This is a genomic window from Dechloromonas agitata is5, from assembly GCF_000519045.1.
In the GTDB taxonomy this organism is placed as follows: Bacteria; Pseudomonadota; Gammaproteobacteria; order Burkholderiales; family Rhodocyclaceae; genus Azonexus; species Azonexus agitatus.
The window spans coordinates 3,405,627-3,420,374 of the sequence record NZ_KI912532.1 but is presented as its reverse complement, the minus strand read 5'-3'; the positions used below and the strand labels follow the sequence as shown (position 1 = coordinate 3,420,374).

14 protein-coding genes, 2 tRNA genes and 1 rRNA gene are annotated in these 14,748 nt (G+C 61.5%); 10 read left to right on the top strand and 7 right to left on the bottom strand.

Annotated elements, in window-relative coordinates:
* Positions 1–42: 42 nt before the first annotated feature.
* A complete protein-coding gene (gene queG / locus K420_RS19385; RefSeq protein ID WP_035856154.1) occupies positions 43–1,110 on the bottom strand; it encodes a tRNA epoxyqueuosine(34) reductase QueG in 1,068 nt (355 codons plus the stop codon).
* Between queG and tsaE the strand changes: the two genes are divergently transcribed.
* The 3 genes from tsaE to chrA are packed head-to-tail and all read left to right on the top strand — an operon-like array spanning position 1,105 to position 4,117.
* The gene (gene tsaE, locus K420_RS20310) at positions 1,105–1,620 is read left to right on the top strand and encodes a tRNA (adenosine(37)-N6)-threonylcarbamoyltransferase complex ATPase subunit type 1 TsaE (protein WP_232422807.1); all 516 of its coding nucleotides are present in this window, start codon (positions 1,105–1,107) and stop codon (positions 1,618–1,620) included. The genes queG and tsaE overlap by 6 nt on opposite strands.
* Complete coding sequence (locus K420_RS0116650) at positions 1,554–2,900, top strand: N-acetylmuramoyl-L-alanine amidase (RefSeq protein WP_027459043.1); 1,347 nt, start codon at positions 1,554–1,556, stop codon at positions 2,898–2,900. Before tsaE ends, K420_RS0116650 begins: the two co-directional genes overlap by 67 nt.
* The gene (chrA, locus tag K420_RS0116645) at positions 2,900–4,117 is read left to right on the top strand and encodes a chromate efflux transporter (protein ID WP_027459042.1); all 1,218 of its coding nucleotides are present in this window, start codon (positions 2,900–2,902) and stop codon (positions 4,115–4,117) included. The genes K420_RS0116650 and chrA overlap by 1 nt, the downstream gene beginning before the upstream one ends.
* A gap of 45 nt (positions 4,118–4,162) precedes the next feature.
* Here chrA and K420_RS0116640 read toward each other — a convergent pair whose 3' ends face one another.
* The 5 genes from K420_RS0116640 to K420_RS0116620 all read right to left on the bottom strand — a co-directional run bounded on the left by K420_RS0116640 (position 4,163) and on the right by K420_RS0116620 (position 9,518).
* On the bottom strand, positions 4,163–5,047 hold the full coding sequence (locus K420_RS0116640) for a hypothetical protein (RefSeq protein WP_198293877.1): 885 nt from the start codon (positions 5,045–5,047) through the stop codon (positions 4,163–4,165).
* A 234-nt stretch (positions 5,048–5,281) separates the two neighbouring features.
* The gene (locus K420_RS19380) at positions 5,282–7,132 is read right to left on the bottom strand and encodes a DEAD/DEAH box helicase (RefSeq protein WP_051453213.1); all 1,851 of its coding nucleotides are present in this window, start codon (positions 7,130–7,132) and stop codon (positions 5,282–5,284) included.
* Between the two features lie 200 nt (positions 7,133–7,332).
* Positions 7,333–8,124: a ferritin-like domain-containing protein gene (locus K420_RS0116630; RefSeq protein WP_035854960.1), complete on the bottom strand. Its 792-nt coding sequence runs from the start codon at positions 8,122–8,124 to the stop codon at positions 7,333–7,335.
* Positions 8,124–9,170, bottom strand: coding sequence for an aldo/keto reductase (locus tag K420_RS0116625; protein WP_027459039.1), 1,047 nt, complete (start codon positions 9,168–9,170; stop codon positions 8,124–8,126). Before K420_RS0116625 ends, K420_RS0116630 begins: the two co-directional genes overlap by 1 nt.
* 15 nt (positions 9,171–9,185) lie before the next feature.
* Complete coding sequence (locus K420_RS0116620) at positions 9,186–9,518, bottom strand: hypothetical protein (protein ID WP_027459038.1); 333 nt, start codon at positions 9,516–9,518, stop codon at positions 9,186–9,188.
* Between the two features lie 103 nt (positions 9,519–9,621).
* On the opposite strand from K420_RS0116620, the gene K420_RS0116615 reads away from it, so the two are divergent.
* Positions 9,622–10,260 carry a DUF47 domain-containing protein gene (locus K420_RS0116615; protein WP_027459037.1) on the top strand — a complete coding sequence of 213 codons (639 nt, stop codon included), beginning with the start codon at positions 9,622–9,624 and terminating at the stop codon, positions 10,258–10,260.
* A gap of 14 nt (positions 10,261–10,274) precedes the next feature.
* Positions 10,275–11,282 carry an inorganic phosphate transporter gene (locus K420_RS0116610; RefSeq protein ID WP_027459036.1) on the top strand — a complete coding sequence of 336 codons (1,008 nt, stop codon included), beginning with the start codon at positions 10,275–10,277 and terminating at the stop codon, positions 11,280–11,282.
* A 120-nt stretch (positions 11,283–11,402) separates the two neighbouring features.
* Here K420_RS0116610 and K420_RS0116605 read toward each other — a convergent pair whose 3' ends face one another.
* Positions 11,403–11,624 (bottom strand): DUF465 domain-containing protein, encoded by a 222-nt coding sequence (locus K420_RS0116605; protein WP_027459035.1) that lies wholly within the window; start codon positions 11,622–11,624, stop codon positions 11,403–11,405.
* Between the two features lie 67 nt (positions 11,625–11,691).
* On the opposite strand from K420_RS0116605, the gene K420_RS0116600 reads away from it, so the two are divergent.
* The 5 genes from K420_RS0116600 to K420_RS0116580 all read left to right on the top strand — a co-directional run bounded on the left by K420_RS0116600 (position 11,692) and on the right by K420_RS0116580 (position 14,708).
* Positions 11,692–12,000, top strand: coding sequence for a hypothetical protein (locus K420_RS0116600; protein WP_027459034.1), 309 nt, complete (start codon positions 11,692–11,694; stop codon positions 11,998–12,000).
* The gene (greB, locus tag K420_RS0116595) at positions 12,000–12,557 is read left to right on the top strand and encodes a transcription elongation factor GreB (RefSeq protein ID WP_027459033.1); all 558 of its coding nucleotides are present in this window, start codon (positions 12,000–12,002) and stop codon (positions 12,555–12,557) included. Before K420_RS0116600 ends, greB begins: the two co-directional genes overlap by 1 nt.
* A gap of 389 nt (positions 12,558–12,946) precedes the next feature.
* Positions 12,947–14,484: ribosomal RNA gene (locus tag K420_RS0116590) — 16S ribosomal RNA — on the top strand.
* A gap of 59 nt (positions 14,485–14,543) precedes the next feature.
* Positions 14,544–14,620, top strand: a tRNA-Ile gene (locus tag K420_RS0116585).
* 12 nt (positions 14,621–14,632) lie between these two features.
* A tRNA-Ala gene (locus K420_RS0116580) sits at positions 14,633–14,708 on the top strand.
* Positions 14,709–14,748: the final 40 nt, after the last annotated feature.

Below are 14,748 nucleotides of genomic sequence, written 5' to 3'. Positions count from 1 at the left end.
ACTATTCCATTGCGTCGCTTAGTTGTAAATATTGCTAAAGTACTAAATGTGAGTTGGTGTTGCCTGGCTTTCCAAACGGGCCAGGGCCCAGGCGACATGCTCCCTGACCACGGCCGAGGGATGGTCGAGCCGATGGTGCAGTGCCTCCTGCACGGCCTCACCGGCCGGGCCGTTGCCGAGCGCCACCGCGATATTGCGCAGCCAGCGCTCGTGGCCGATACGGCGGATCGGGTTGCCGGCCAGGCGGTCGTTGAACTGCTGTTCGGTCCACGCAAAGAGTTCGAGCAGCGAGGCCGAATCCAGCTTGTGGCGCGGCGTGAATTCCGGGTCGCCGATCTGCGCGAAGCGGTTCCACGGGCAACAGAGCTGGCAATCGTCGCAGCCGTAGATGCGATTGCCGAGCAGGGGGCGGAGTTCCTCCGGGATCGGGCCGTCGAGTTCGATGCTCAGATAGGAGATGCAGCGCCGGGCATCGACCTTGTAAGGGGCGACGATGGCGCCGGTCGGGCAGGCGTCGATGCAGGCGGTGCAACTGCCGCAGTGCGACGCGACGGGTTCGTCGGGCACTAGCGGCAGATCGGTATAGATTTCGCCAAGAAAGCGCCAGGAGCCCTGTTTCGAAAGCAGCAGCGTGTGTTTGCCGCGCCAGCCCAGGCCGGCCTGGCTGGCGAATTCGACTTCCATGACCGGCGCCGAGTCGGAGAAAACGCGGTAGCCGAACGGCCCGATTTCAGCGGCAATGGCGTCGGCCAGTTTCTGCAGGCGGCTGCGGATGATCTTGTGGTAATCGCGGCCCTGCGCGTAGCGTGAGATGGCGGCCTGGCCGGGGTCGTCGATGATCTTGTCGTGCGGTAGATAGTCGAGCGCTGCGCTGATCACGGTGATCGTTCCCGGTTGCAGCTGTTCCGGGTGGGCACGCAGTTCGGCATGGCGGGCCATATAATCCATCTGGCCGTGGCAGCCTTCGGCCAGCCAGGCGTGCAGGCCGGCCACCGCATCGCCCGGGTCGGCCCGTGCCACGCCGATGGCGGCAAAACCGAGTTGCCGGCCGGCGGCGCGGATTTTTTCCTTGAGTGCCGCGTAATCCACTGTGGAGTCCTGATCGTGCATAGCCCCGATGTTACCGCCGTTTTCGAATTGCCAGACGAAACCGCCACCCAGCAGTTGGGGGAAAAGCTGGCGCCGCTGCTGCAGCCGGGGCTGGTCGTTTATCTGGAAGGCGACCTGGGCGCCGGCAAGACCACGCTGTCGCGGGCGCTGATCCGTGCGCTGGGCCATACGGGGCCGGTCAAAAGTCCGACCTATTCCCTGGTTGAAGTTTACGTAATTTCGAGCTTATACTTATATCACTTTGATTTTTATCGTTTCGAGTCACCCGAGGAGTTTCTCGATGCGGGCTTTGATGAATACTTTAACGACGCTTCGGTCTGTCTGGTCGAATGGCCGGAACGCGCTGAAGGCTGCGTTCCGCCGGCAGACCTGCGGCTGCGCCTTTATCATGCGGGTGTCGGGCGTGTCCTCGAAGCCTTGGCAGATTCACCGAAAGGGCAGGCATGTCTAAACGCGCTCATCCCAGCCATGGGCGCCGACAGCTCCTCCGCTATGCCGGCGCCTCGCTGATCCTTTCCGTCACGCCGCTGGCCGGCGCTGCGGCAAAGCTGCCCGCCATCGTCGCCGTTCGCGTCTGGCCGGCCGCCGACTACACTCGCGTCACACTCGAACACGACGCACCGCTCAAATTCACCCACTTCACTGTCGAGAACCCGGATCGACTGGTCGTCGACATCGAGGGGGTCGAGTTCAACAGTGTGCTCGACAGCCTGGCCCGCAAGGTCGCCGCCGATGATCCCAATATCAAGCTGCTGCGTGCCGGCCGCTTCAAGCCCGGCGTCGTGCGCCTGGTCATGGAGCTGAAGACCAAGGTCAATCCGCAGGTATTCACGCTCGAACCGGCCGGGGAGTATGGCCGCCGGCTGGTCCTCGACGTCTATCCGGTCAACCCGCCCGACCCGCTGATGGCCCTGCTCGAGGGGCGTAAGGATGCGGTCGAACCGCTGCCCAACGAGCAGGATTTCCGCATTGCCGAGAAACAGCCCGAGCAGTCGGCCAGGGAGTCAGGCAAGGCGCAGGTCGAGGCGCCCGAGGTGCATACCAGCAAGAAATCCGGCAAACCCGTTGTCGACCGCCTGGTGACGATCACGCTTGACCCCGGCCACGGCGGCGAAGACCCGGGCGCCATCGGCAAGGCCGGCACCTACGAAAAGAACGTCACGCTCGAAGTTGCCCGCCGCCTGAAGGCGCGGATCGACGCCGAGCCGAACATGCGCGCCGTGCTGACGCGCGATTCCGATTTCTTCGTGCCGTTGCAGATGCGCGTCCAGAAGGCGCGCCGTGTGCAGTCCGATCTCTTCCTGTCGATCCATGCTGATGCCTGGATCAAGCCCGATGCGCGGGGCTCCTCGGTCTTCGTGCTGTCCGAGAAGGGGGCGTCGAGCACGCAGGCCCGCCTGCTGGCCCAGAAGGAAAACCAGGCCGACCTGATCGGCGGCGTCAATATCGGCAGCAAGGACCTCTTCCTCGCCCGCACGCTGCTCGATCTGTCGCAGACGGCGACGATCAACGACAGCCTGAAGCTGGGCAAGTACCTGCTGGGCGAGCTGGGCTCGATCAACACCCTGCACAAGGCGCAGGTCGAGCAGGCCGGTTTTGCCGTGCTCAAGGCACCGGACATTCCGTCGGCGCTGATCGAGACGGCTTTCATCTCCAATCCGGAAGAGGAAGCCCGCCTCAACGATGACGCCTACCAGGAAAAACTGGCTGCAGCGATCGTCCGCGGTATTCGCCAGTACTTCATCAAGCACCCGCCCGGTCCCAAGGCCAGGCTGGCTGTCCTCGGCTAGTGGCGGGCCGGGAGTCCGGCACCGACCAGCGGAGTTCGGCCGTCGAGGTCCTGCTGGCCTTTTTCCGTCTGGGGCTGACTTCCTTTGGTGGGCCGGTGGCCCATCTGGCTTATTTCCGCAGCGAGTTCGTCGACCGCCGGAAGTGGCTGGATGACCGGCACTACTCCGATCTTGTCGCCCTTTGCCAGTTCTTGCCCGGCCCGGCAAGCAGTCAGGTCGGCATGGCGCTCGGCCTCGGGCGCGCCGGCTGGCTGGGGGCGCTGGCCGCCTGGCTGGGGTTCACGCTGCCTTCCGCCATCGCCTTGATCCTCTTCGCGCTCGGTGTCGGCCACTGGTCCGGGCTGGCCCAATCCGGCGCACTGCATGGCCTGAAGGTCGTCGCCGTCGCCGTCGTCGCCCAGGCGGTCTGGGGTATGGCCCGCTCCCTTTGCCCTGACCGTCTGCGGGGCGGTATCGGCATCGGCGCGGCCTTGCTCGTCCTGGCCCTGCCGACTGCTCATGGCCAGCTCCTGGCGATCGGGCTGGGCGGCCTGATCGGCTGGCGGGCCCTGGCCCTGCCGCACCTCCCACCCGCCATGCACGGCGAGTACGGCGAGTACGGTCTCGGCAAGCGGGCAGCTGGTCTGCTCCTTCTCGTCTTTGCCGGGGTGCTGCTTGGCCTGCCGCTGCTGGCGGCAGCGATAGGCGGAGCGGGCCTGGCCGCTTTTGCCGAGTTCTACCAGGCCGGCTCGCTGGTTTTCGGCGGCGGTCACGTGGTTTTGCCTCTGTTGCAAGCCAGCGTGGTGCCTCCCGGCTGGATCGATAACGACACCTTCCTGGCCGGTTACGGCGCGGCGCAGGCGATTCCCGGACCGTTGTTCACCTTCGCCGCCTTCCTTGGCGCCGCCATGCCCTTGCCGCTTGGCGGCTGGACGGGCGGCTTGCTGCTTCTGCTGGCCATCTTCCTGCCGTCCTTCCTGCTCGTTGCCGGCGCGCTGCCCTATTGGGAAAGCCTGCGCCAGCGGGATGCGGTGCGGCGGGCGATGGGTGGCATCAACGCCGCGGTGGTCGGCCTGCTCGGCGCGGCGCTCTACGACCCGGTGTGGTCAAGCGCCATCCACACCCGAGCCGATTTCGGACTGGCGCTGGCGGCCTACGGCCTGCTCGTCTTCGGTCGGGTGTCGCCGGTTTTCGTCGTGGCCCTCGCTGCGCTGGGAGGCTGGCTGCTCGGCGGCTGATGCCACAGTGCGCGGAAAACCTCCGCCTTTCCGTTTCAACCCGGCTTAAGGCCGCGTTTCGCGGGCGAGGGCAAGCAGCTGGCTGTATTGATCAGCCGGCAGGATCTGCCTGACCTGTGCGATGCACCGGATATGGATTTCCGCCGCCTGACGCTTGAGCTGCAGCAGGCGGTCGAGCTGGCCGACGACGGTCGACTGACCCTCGCCGTCCAGTACAGCCTGGCCGATCGCCTGTTCCAGCTGCTGAGCTTCCCTGAGCAAGGGGAGCAGGTTGGGGCGCACGGTCTGGTCGGCGTATTGCTCCAGGCTCTGCCTCCGTGCGGCATCGAGCGACAATTGGCCGATGAAATTCATCAGGTGCGGCAGGTGGCGGGGAGAAATCAGCGCGTAGTCGGGCAGTACCAGTGCCGCCGCCGGGGTCATGCCGTCCTTGCCGGGGATCACCCCGGGGCCGGCATCCGGCATGCTCTGGGCCAAGCGGAGCAACTGGCCGTACTGCTCGGGCGTCAGGGCGGCACGGATGCGCCCGTTCAGGTCGATCTGCGCATCGGTCGCCTGCCGTTTGAGTTGCTGCAGGCGATCCAGTTCGCCGGCCAGTTGCGCGATGTCCTTGCCCTCCAGCGTCGCTGCGGCAATGGCGCGCTCCACGTTGCGCGCTTCCTGCAGTCGGGGCTGGAGCGTGTCGCGCGCCTCAAAGGCCAGCGCGGCCAGGGTATTGCGCTGCGTTTCGTCGAGACCGAGGGCCGCCGTCTGTCCCTTGAGTACCCAGGCCAGATGGGGCAGGTTGGCGGGCAGGACCAGCGTGTGACGTGACAGGGGCAGCTCGCCAGCGTTTTCCCGACTGTCGCCGTAGGCCGGCGACAATGTGGAAAACAACAAAACGAGGAAGCTGGCGCGGAATAGGCCGGTCAGGCGCAGGGCGAAGGGCATGAGGGGCTCCCGGATGGAAAGGTAGGGACGCGGAATCTTACCTCTGCATCACGTCAGACTCGACCGCGTGCGGCATTGCTACCCGGAGCCTAGCTGTCGTTCAGCGGTTGCCCAGAAATCCAACGACGTGTCGTCCGCCCTCAATCCATCGTTTCGGTAGTTTGCATAGCATCACCCCAAAAGAAAAAAGCCACGAAATTTCGTGGCTTTCGGTACTGCCGGGCGTTCAAGCGATCAGCGGTCGAATTTCTTTTTCTTGAAATTGCGTTCGCCGTCGAACTTGCGCTCACCACCGCCAAACTTACGTTCCCCCCCAAAGCTGCCGGTCGGGCGGCCTTCGTCCTGGCGCAGGTTGATCGGCACGCCGCGGATGCGGGTGCGCTTCAGCGCGTTGGCGGCCTCGGCTGGCATGCCGGCAGGCAGTTCAACCGTGCTCGATTCCTCGTACAAGCCAATCCGGCCGATGAAGCGGCTTTCGATGCCGGCCTCGTTGGCAATGGCGCCGACGATGTCGCGCACTTCGACGCCATGCTCGCGACCCACGTCGATGCGGTAACGCACCATGTCGCCAGCCGGCGCCGGGCGCGGCGGCCGGTCAGCGCGTGGCGGGCGATCCTCGAAGCGGGGACGCTCGCTGCGTTCGCCACGATCTTCAAAGCGCGGGCGCTCGCCTCGCTCTTCGAAACGCGGCTTGCGCTCGCCAAAAGCCGGGCGGCGGTCGTCGCCCCGCGACTCGCGCATCGGACGCGGCGGTACGGGATCTTCGCCGGCGATCTGCAGCGGCTTGCCTTCCTGCGCCATCATGGCCAGTGCGGCAGCGACTTCCTCGGGGCCGACGTTCTGCTCTTCGCAAAGCTGCGAGACGATGTTGGCGAAGAACTCGAGGCCTTCGGCATTGAGTACCTCGGCGACCTTTTCCTTGAAGCCGGCAACCCGCTTGTTGGTGACGTCGGCGCGCGACGGCAGGGTGAGCGGCGCGATCGGCTGCCGCGTGGCGCGCTCGATGGTGCGCAGCATGCGGATTTCGCGCGGTGCGACAAACAGGATGGCGTTGCCGGTGCGGCCGGCACGGCCGGTACGGCCGATGCGGTGCACGTAGGCTTCGGTGTCGTATGGGATGTCGTAGTTCACTACGTGGCTGATGCGCGGCACGTCGATGCCACGGGCGGCGACGTCGGTGGCGATGACGATGTCCAGCGCGCCGGATTTCAATTGCTCGATGACCCGTTCGCGCATCTGCTGGTTGAGGTCACCGTTCAGGGCCGCGGCGGCATAACCGCGGGCATTGAGCTTGTCGGCCAGTTCGACGGTGGCGGTCTTGGTGCGCACGAAGATGATGGCGGCGTCGAATTCGTCTTCGACTTCCAGGATGCGGGTCAGCGCATCCAGCTTGTGCAGGCCGGAAACCTGCCAGTAGACCTGACGAATGGCGGCGACGGTCGCGGTGGCCGACTTGATCTTGATCTCGCGCGGCTCGACCAGATACTTTTGCGCGACACGCCGGATCTGCTCCGGCATGGTGGCGGAGAAGAGGGCGGTCTGATGCTGTTCCGGCGTGTGTTCGAGAATCCATTCGACGTCGTCGATGAAGCCCATGCGCAGCATTTCGTCCGCTTCGTCGAGTACCAGGGTCTTCAGGTTGTCGAGGTTCAGCGTCTTGCGCTCGAGGTGATCCATGACGCGGCCCGGGGTGCCGACGATCACGTGCGCGCCGCGCGCCAGTTGCTTCAACTGGATGGTGTAGCTCTGGCCACCATAGATCGGCAGCACGTGGAAGCCGGGCAGGTTCTTGGCATAGCTCTGCAGCGCCTCGGCGACCTGGATGGCCAGTTCACGCGTCGGGGTCAGGATCAGGGCCTGCGGCTTGGCGACCTTGAGGTCGATCTGTTCCATCAGCGGCAGGGCGAAGGCGGCGGTCTTGCCGGTGCCGGTCTGCGCCATGCCCAGGATGTCGTGCCCATCGAGCAGGATGGGGATGCACTGCGCCTGGATGGGGGAGGGGGTTTCGTACCCGATTTCGGAGAGCGTCTTGAGAAGCGATTCGCTCAAGCCGAGATCGGCAAAGCTTTCGACGGATGTCGACATATGCTGTTTCCTTTCCACGCCGCCCTGGACGTTGTTCTAACTGGCGACGGATTGGCCCGATGGTCGGGCGGCCTTAGTGACCCCGACGCAGCCATGCCGGGGAATGAAATCAATGGGGTGAATCCTGCACAAGAACCTACAAAACCGGGGGCTGCTCGGAATGACTGCGGGCGAAACATCAACGCATTGAACTGATTATTCTACACTTTTTCTGCGAGAGCCGCCAGTTCGGCGGCGCTGAAGCCCGCCTGCAGGCGGGCGGCTTCGTTCATCGGCGTGATTGGACGGGGTGCCTTGAAGCGGCTGAGCAGGTCGCGGTAGGTGCTTTCCGGTGCCAGTCCGCGCTCGGCGCAAAGATGGCGGAACCAGCGGTCGCCCAGGCCGACATGGCCGATTTCGTCGCGCAGGATGATGTCCAGCACGCGGGCGCTTGCCGTATCGCCGGCCTGCTCCAGTCGGCGCTGGATGGGCGGCGTGGCGTCCAGGCCGCGCGCTTCGAGCAGGCGGGGGACCAGGGCCATGCGGGCCAGCGGATCATCCGCCGTTTTCATGGCCATCTCCCATAATCCGGCGTGAGCCGGGAAGTCGCCGTAGTCATGGCCGAGACTGTTCAGGCGCTCGCGCAGGATGGTGAAGTGATAGGCCTCCTCGGCGGCAACACCGATCCAGTCGGCGTAATACGACTCGGGCAGGCCACGGAAGCGCGCCGCATGATCGAGCGCCAGGTTGATGGCAGTGAATTCGATATGAACGATGGCGTGCAGCAGCCGAGCACGCCCCTCGACGGTGGCCGGGCTGCGTTGCGGAACCTGCTTGGGGGGAATCAGCTCGGGTTTCTCCGGGCGGCCGCAGAGCAGTTCGAGCGGGTCTGCGTCGTGCCAATCCAGCCTTCCTTGCTGCCAGTCTTCCGCCAGGCTGCGGGTCAGGGTCAGCTTGCTTTCGATATCGGTGGCGGCCAGTGCGTCGGCTAGGCGGGGGAAGAGAGAATCCATCAGGGAGCCGGGTTGGTGTAGCGTAGGTGAATGGTGTCGATCTCGGCCAGCAGCGACTCCGGTAGCGGAGTCAGCGTGGCCGGCAGTGTTTCCTGCAATTGCCGCAGGGAGGAAGCACCGATGATGGTGCTGGCGACGAACCAGCGCGAGCGGACGAAGCCGAGCGCCAGTTGCGTTGGCGTCAGGCCGTGGCGGTGGGCCAGGTCGACATAGGCGGCAACGGCAGCAGCGACGTTGGGTTTTGTGTAGCGTTGGCCGAAGGCGGGCCACTGGGTCAGGCGGCCGGGCGTTGCCGGATCGGCCAGATACTTGCCGGTCAGGTGCCCAAAAGCGAGCGGCGAATAGGCCAGTAGCCCGACCTGTTCGCGATGGCAGACTTCCGCCAGGCCGGTCTCGAAAGTCCGGTTGAGCAGGTTGTAGGCGTTTTGCGTCGAGACGATGGTCGGTAGCCCACAGGCCGCGGCAATGCGCCGGAATTCCATGATGCCCCACGGGTGCTCGTTGGAGACACCGATCTGCCTTACCTTGCCTTCACGTACCAGCTCGGCCAAGGCGACCAGTTGTTCGCTGATCGGCGTGCATGTCCGCTCCTTGTCCGGGTCGAACTGCCATTGCCCGAACATCGGCTGGTTGCGCTCAGGCCAGTGCAGTTGGTAGAGGTCGATGTAATCCGTCTGCAGGCGTCGGAGTGACCCCTCGATGGCAGCCCGGATATTGGTGCGGTCCAACGCCGGCGGGCCGTTGCGGATCCAGTCCAGATTGCGGCTGGGGCCGGCCACCTTGGTCGCAATGATGACCCGGTCGCGCGGCACATGCTTCAACCAGCGGCCGACGATCGTCTCCGAGGCGCCGCAGGTTTCCGGGCGTGGTGGCACGGCATACATCTCTGCGGTGTCGATGAAATTGATTCCCTGAGCCAGTGCGAAATCCAGTTGGGCGTGGGCGTCGGCCTCGTTGGTTTGTTCACCGAAGGTCATGGTGCCGAGGCAGATGTCGGGAACGATGAGGGCAGAATTGCCAAGGGGGCGGTGCTTGGGCGTGGTCATCACGATCTCCGGAAATCAGGGGTGGGCGCAGAGGACGCCATAAATCAGGATGGGGCGTTCGAGCAGGGCATCGTAGCCGGCCGGGACAATAGCCAGATGGTGTTCCTCGCCGGCCTGGCAGTGCATGCGGACCCAATTGCCCGCTGCTTCGTAGGCCGCCTCGAAGCTGTCGAAGAGGGCATCCAGGCCCGGACTGCGAACTGGTAGCAAGGCACCCGTCCGGCGGTCGAGCAACTGGTCGGTGTCGAGTCGCTGCACGGCATATCCGGCAGGCGGCCTTGGCAGCGGCAGGTTCGACAATTCGAAGCGATCGCCGAAAGCATCGGCTGGCAGGGGTAAATTCAGCATGTCGCCTATTATCCGTCGGCTTGCTTTTGCCGGCACACATCAAGGGCGGCTCTGATCGGCATGCTAGAATCGCGGTTTGTAATAATTACTAAACGGAACTGTCATGTTCGGTCGCCTGATGCCCAGGGAGGGCAAGTATTTCGATCTTTTCAACGCGCACGCCGAGTTGATCGCTCAGGGAGGCACGGCCTTGTCCAACCTGATCGGCGCCCTGGCCGACCAGCCTGATCAGGCTGAGCCGTTCGCCGAAGAAATCGACAACCTCGAACGTCGGGCCGACGCGATTACACATGACACGCTCTCCCAGTTGCACACGTCCTTCATCACCCCGTTTGACCGCGACGAAATCCATCAGTTGATCAGTGGCATGGACGACATTCTGGACATCATCCAGGATGTTGCCGAATCGATGTCGCTCTACGATATCCGCAAGGTGCCGGCGGAGGCCAAGGTGATGGCCGAGGTGACCGAAAAGTGTTGCGCCTCCGTGCGCTCGGTCGTCAATTTGCTGCACAGCATGGACAATGCCCCGGCCATTCTGAAGTTCTGCCACGAAATCGACGAACTCGAAAGTGAAGCCGACCGTGGTCTGCGCACTGCCATGTCCAAGCTGTTCCGTGAAGAACCGGATGTCCGTGAAGTGATCAAGCTCAAGCAGATTTACGAGATTCTCGAATCGGTGACCGATCGCTGCAAGGACGTGGCCGGCACTGTCGAAGCCATCGTCCTCGAAAATTCCTGAGCAGGTAGCGCGGCATGGATACCGTGCAAGTCAGCATCTGGGTCGTTGGTACCCTGGTTTTTGTCGCCCTGCTGTTCGATTTCATGAACGGCTTCCACGACGCGGCGAACTCGATCGCCACGATCGTTTCAACGCGAGTGCTCAAGCCGCACCAGGCGGTTGTCTGGGCAGCAGCGTTCAATTTTCTGGCCTACTTCCTGTTTCAGCTCAAGGTTGCCTCGACCATCGGTAAGGGCACTATCGACCCGGCCATTGTCGATTACTACGTCGTTTTCGGCGCCCTGATCGGGGCCATCATCTGGAACATCATCACCTGGTACTACGGCATTCCGTCCTCGTCCTCGCATGCGCTGGTCGGCGGGCTGGTCGGGGCTGCCGTCTCGAAGGCCGGGGTGGATGGCCTGATCACGGCGGGTGTCCTGAAAATCGTCGCCTTCATCTTCGTTGCACCTTTCCTCGGTTTCGTGATCGGCGGCTTGCTGATGGTCATCGTTTCCTGGATTTGCCGCGGCATGGCGCCGCGCAAGGTGGACAAGCATTTCCGGCGTTTCCAGTTGCTTTCCGCCGCCGCCTACAGCCTCGGCCATGGCGGCAACGATGCCCAAAAAACCATCGGTATCATCTGGATGCTGCTCATCGCAACCGGTTATTCGCATACCTCTGATCAGATTCCGGGCTGGATCGTGCTGGCCTGCTACTCGGCGATGGGGCTCGGGACCATGTTTGGTGGCTGGCGTATCGTCAAGACCATGGGTAACCGAATTACCAAGCTGAATCAGGCCCGTGGTTTCTGTGCCAACAGCGGCGGCGCCGTGACGCTTTTCCTGGCCACCGCCTTCGGTATTCCGGTATCCACGACCCATACCATCACCGGCGCCATTGCCGGTGTCGGCTCGACCCGCGGCGCTCGCCGCGTTCGCTGGGGAGTTGCCGGCGGTATCGTCTGGGCCTGGATACTGACCATTCCCTGTAGCGCAGCCATGGCTGCCGTTGCGTGGTACATCGGCACGCTTGTACTTTAAGGCGCTGACCAAGCCGATCAACCGGCTTGGCGACATTGCTTGATTTCTGATCTGCGAAAGGGGCCTCGGCCCCTTTTTCATTTTGAAGGTGTTTCCACCCAAATCGTCCCCGGTGAAGGCTCAGGCGGGAATGTCAGGCACCAGCATCTGTTCCAGTTGCAGGATGCGATCCTTCAGCAACAACTTTCGTTTTTTCAGACGTCGAACCAACAAGTCATCCGGTGGTGGATTGTCGGTCAGGTGGGCGATCACGAGATCGAGGTCGCGATGCTCGACTTGAAGCTCGAAAAGCAAGGATCGCAGGTCGCTAATCTCGCTCTCGCTTAGCGGATGTTGGGACATCTCCGGCTCCTGACGGCTTCCATTGTTTTGCTAGAATAACCCGAACAAATCAAAGGAGGAGAGAGAAATGCAGCATCACGTCATCGTCACGTTCGGCAAGGAAGCGGAATTCGAATTCAAATTTTCCGGTGGGCGTTCCGCGGAGGAGGCGCGCAAGTGGTTCGATCATGAATTTACGGCGCTTGAATGCGATGTTGCCACCCCGACCGGCAAGATACTTGCCGTGGATCGCATTCTCAGTGTCGCGAAGTACGCCGGTGAAAATCGTTTCCGCAATCAGCAAGCCTGGGCCGAACAGTTTGCGAGAAATACCGCCGCCCTGCTTGGACGAGAACTCATCCGCGTCGACGTCGAGCACTACAGCATCGGTTATTGATGAACAAAGCGTTTGTCCGGGAAAGCGACGGCGATGATGACGAAGATGTCGAGCCTTCGCTCAAGCTTCCCGCTGGCACAAAGAACTACATTACGCCGGCGGGTCATGCCCGTCTGAAGGATGAGCTGGAGCACCTCGTCAAGCGGGAGCGGCCGCACGTGGTGGAAATTGTCGCTTGGGCAGCTTCGAATGGGGATCGTTCGGAAAACGGTGACTATATATATGGAAAACGGCGGTTACGGGAAATCGATCGCCGAATACGCTTTCTGAGCAAACGTCTCGACAATGCAGAAGTCGTGGACCCGCTCCGGCAGGGCGATAACGATCAAATCTTCTTCGGCGCGCGGGTCACCATTGCAGACAACGATGGTCAGGAGAACACCTATACCATCGTTGGGATCGACGAAGCCGACGTCACCCGCGGTCGTATCAGCTGGATATCCCCTCTGGCCCGCGCCCTGATCAAGAGCCGGGAGGGGGATACCATCCGTTTTCAGAGCCCGGTCGGCATTCGCGAAATCGACATACTGGAAGTGGTCTACCAAGAGATAGATTGAATAAATGTCCGGTTATTTCGCGAAAACGACAAACAGCAGTTGACGGTGATGAAATCTTCTATATAATGCGCACCTCTTCTGCAGCGGCGGGGTTTTCCGGCGATGTGGAGGGGTCAGGAAGTTTCGAGGATGTTGAAAAATAATTTTCGAAATTGCTTGACGAGATGTAGAGAGTGCTTCATAATCTCGCTTCTCTGCTGCTGACGAATCAAACGAAACGGCGCGGCACTGATCTTTAACAAATTGGACAACCGATAAGTGTGGGTGTCTTGATGCGAAGCAACTTCGGTTGCAAAAAAGTATTAAGGCAAACGCACTGGTGAAAAAGACGAAGAAATTCGTCGAGGTAGAGAAATCTACCGTCAGTGAATTTGCGAGTTTGTTGGATTGAACTGAAGAGTTTGATCCTGGCTCAGATTGAACGCTGGCGGCATGCCTTACACATGCAAGTCGAACGGCAGCACGGACTTCGGTCTGGTGGCGAGTGGCGAACGGGTGAGTAATGTATCGGAACGTACCTTTCAGTGGGGGATAACGTAGCGAAAGTTACGCTAATACCGCATATTCTGTGAGCAGGAAAGCAGGGGATCGCAAGACCTTGCGCTGATTGAGCGGCCGATATCAGATTAGCTAGTTGGTGGGGTAAAGGCCTACCAAGGCTACGATCTGTAGCGGGTCTGAGAGGATGATCCGCCACACTGGAACTGAGACACGGTCCAGACTCCTACGGGAGGCAGCAGTGGGGAATTTTGGACAATGGGGGCAACCCTGATCCAGCCATGCCGCGTGAGTGAAGAAGGCCTTCGGGTTGTAAAGCTCTTTCGGCCGGGAAGAAATCGCATCAGCTAATACCTGGTGTGGATGACGGTACCGGAATAAGAAGCACCGGCTAACTACGTGCCAGCAGCCGCGGTAATACGTAGGGTGCGAGCGTTAATCGGAATTACTGGGCGTAAAGCGTGCGCAGGCGGTTGTGTAAGACAGGCGTGAAATCCCCGGGCTCAACCTGGGAACTGCGCTTGTGACTGCACAGCTAGAGTACGGCAGAGGGGGGTGGAATTCCACGTGTAGCAGTGAAATGCGTAGAGATGTGGAGGAACACCGATGGCGAAGGCAGCCCCCTGGGCCGATACTGACGCTCATGCACGAAAGCGTGGGTAGCAAACAGGATTAGATACCCTGGTAGTCCACGCCCTAAACGATGTCAACTAGGTGTTGGGTGGGTAAAACCATTTAGTACCGTAGCTAACGCGTGAAGTTGACCGCCTGGGGAGTACGGCCGCAAGGTTAAAACTCAAAGGAATTGACGGGGACCCGCACAAGCGGTGGATGATGTTGATTAATTCGATGCAACGCGAAAAACCTTACCTACCCTTGACATGTCCAGAAGCCCGGAGAGATTTGGGTGTGCCCGAAAGGGAACTGGAACACAGGTGCTGCATGGCTGTCGTCAGCTCGTGTCGTGAGATGTTGGGTTAAGTCCCGCAACGAGCGCAACCCTTGTCGTTAATTGCCATCATTTAGTTGGGCACTTTAACGAGACTGCCGGTGACAAACCGGAGGAAGGTGGGGATGACGTCAAGTCCTCATGGCCCTTATGGGTAGGGCTTCACACGTCATACAATGGTCGGTACAGAGGGTTGCCAAGCCGCGAGGTGGAGCCAATCCCAGAAAGCCGATCGTAGTCCGGATTGCAGGCTGCAACTCGCCTGCATGAAGTCGGAATCGCTAGTAATCGCGGATCAGCATGTCGCGGTGAATACGTTCCCGGGTCTTGTACACACCGCCCGTCACACCATGGGAGCGGGTTCCGCCAGAAGTAGGTAGCCTAACCGCAAGGAGGGCGCTTACCACGGCGGGGTTCGTGACTGGGGTGAAGTCGTAACAAGGTAGCCGTAGGGGAACCTGCGGCTGGATCACCTCCTTTCTAGAGAAGCATCCTGGCACCCACAACTTATCGGTTGTTCAGTAGTAGCAAACAGACGAGGGTCTGTAGCTCAGTCGGTTAGAGCACCGTCTTGATAAGGCGGGGGTCGTTGGTTCGATTCCAACCAGACCCACCAACGTCTCAAAACGGGGGATTAGCTCAGCTGGGAGAGCACCTGCTTTGCAAGCAGGGGGTCGTCGGTTCGATCCCGTCATCCTCCACCAGAAACCAGTGTTAAGCATTGTTGTTTAACACTGGCTTTTG

What these genes read in the sequence shown, in the direction of transcription:
- K420_RS19380 (WP_051453213.1), bottom strand. Translation starts at nt 7,132, where the DNA reads ATGTCGACATCCGTCGAAAGCTTTGCCGATCTCGGCTTGAGCGAATCG.
- K420_RS0116605 (WP_027459035.1), bottom strand. Translation starts at nt 11,624, where the DNA reads ATGTCCCAACATCCGCTAAGCGAGAGCGAGATTAGCGACCTGCGATCC.
- K420_RS0116600 (WP_027459034.1), top strand. Translation starts at nt 11,692, where the DNA reads ATGCAGCATCACGTCATCGTCACGTTCGGCAAGGAAGCGGAATTCGAA.
- K420_RS0116640 (WP_198293877.1), bottom strand. Translation starts at nt 5,047, where the DNA reads ATGCCCTTCGCCCTGCGCCTGACCGGCCTATTCCGCGCCAGCTTCCTC.
- K420_RS0116620 (WP_027459038.1), bottom strand. Translation starts at nt 9,518, where the DNA reads ATGCTGAATTTACCCCTGCCAGCCGATGCTTTCGGCGATCGCTTCGAA.
- K420_RS0116630 (WP_035854960.1), bottom strand. Translation starts at nt 8,124, where the DNA reads ATGGATTCTCTCTTCCCCCGCCTAGCCGACGCACTGGCCGCCACCGAT.
- K420_RS0116650 (WP_027459043.1), top strand. Translation starts at nt 1,554, where the DNA reads ATGTCTAAACGCGCTCATCCCAGCCATGGGCGCCGACAGCTCCTCCGC.
- queG (WP_035856154.1), bottom strand. Translation starts at nt 1,110, where the DNA reads ATGCACGATCAGGACTCCACAGTGGATTACGCGGCACTCAAGGAAAAA.
- K420_RS0116610 (WP_027459036.1), top strand. Translation starts at nt 10,275, where the DNA reads ATGGATACCGTGCAAGTCAGCATCTGGGTCGTTGGTACCCTGGTTTTT.
- K420_RS0116615 (WP_027459037.1), top strand. Translation starts at nt 9,622, where the DNA reads ATGTTCGGTCGCCTGATGCCCAGGGAGGGCAAGTATTTCGATCTTTTC.
- greB (WP_027459033.1), top strand. Translation starts at nt 12,000, where the DNA reads ATGAACAAAGCGTTTGTCCGGGAAAGCGACGGCGATGATGACGAAGAT.
- K420_RS0116625 (WP_027459039.1), bottom strand. Translation starts at nt 9,170, where the DNA reads ATGACCACGCCCAAGCACCGCCCCCTTGGCAATTCTGCCCTCATCGTT.